The organism is Dokdonia genika (assembly GCF_042652845.1).
Classification (GTDB): domain Bacteria; phylum Bacteroidota; class Bacteroidia; order Flavobacteriales; family Flavobacteriaceae; genus Dokdonia; species Dokdonia donghaensis.
Genome location: NZ_JBHSHB010000032.1, coordinates 1 through 946 on the forward strand (window position 1 = coordinate 1; position 946 = coordinate 946).

Genomic DNA, 946 nt, shown 5'->3' on the forward strand with positions numbered 1-946 from the left:
CATTTTTGAAAGCTCTATGCGCGGCGACAGATTCACAAATAAGTGTATATTTAAACAATCAATTAAAAAACAAAAAACAGGCACACCAGCAAAATGCCGCACTCGCTTTATGTAGTGGCCTGTTGTGTGCAAGCTAAAAAACCGAATGAATAGTAAAAAGAAATGGTGGAAAGATTATTACGCTGGACAATTACTTTGGTTCGGAATTGCTTGTATTGGTTGTGCGTTTTATTTTTTCGCGCCTACCCTATTTACAACAGAAAAGTCTCTAATTGAAAAACGTGGAGAAGTAGAAAATGTGAAGGCTTTTTACACAAGAGTTAGTTCTAAAGGTCACAAAAGCGTAAAGTCAGAACTAATATTGAATCTTAAAAATGATTCTCGAAATTATAAATTAGCTAAAAATATTGAGCAGAGTTGGAATAACGAAAAGTATGAGCTAATTGAGAGAGAATTAAAGAAATCTGGAAAGGCTATTGTTTGGATTAAGGAAAATGAACAATCTGAAATGGAACCTGAAGTATTTCAAATTGCAACTGGAGAAAACAATGTACTCTATGATATGAATGATGTGAAATCTGAATTGAAATTTCTCTTTCCTTTTTTGTTGGCAATGGGATTTTTCGGAGTTGGAGTTTACCTAAATCATAAATATCCGAATCGAATAAAAAGCTTGATGAGAAAGAAGCCAGCACACAACAATGTATAACCGCAATTACGGCGGATTCGACTACGTCCGAATCCACTCGGAATTGCTAAAGTCTGTGCCAAACCGAAAATAAACGCTATTTTAACCCGTAACTGACGGTTATACGAGACCGTGGCGGCTGATTGCCCAAGGGCTCGCAGTTCACGATAAAATAAGCTTCACAAAAGGCAGTTGCATACCTGGTGATTACCGCAATCGTATGGCTACGCTTCAAAATCGGTTTTAGAGCGATTGTAA

General features: G+C 36.8%; 1 protein-coding gene. It reads left to right on the forward strand.

Features of this window, described 5'->3' with window-relative positions:
* The first annotated feature begins 145 nt into the window (after positions 1-145).
* The gene (locus ACFO5T_RS13950; RefSeq protein WP_380035594.1) at positions 146-709 is read left to right on the forward strand and encodes a hypothetical protein; all 564 of its coding nucleotides are present in this window, start codon (positions 146-148) and stop codon (positions 707-709) included.
* Positions 710-946: the final 237 nt, after the last annotated feature.

What these genes read in the sequence shown, in the direction of transcription:
- ACFO5T_RS13950 (WP_380035594.1), top strand. Translation starts at nt 146, where the DNA reads ATGAATAGTAAAAAGAAATGGTGGAAAGATTATTACGCTGGACAATTA.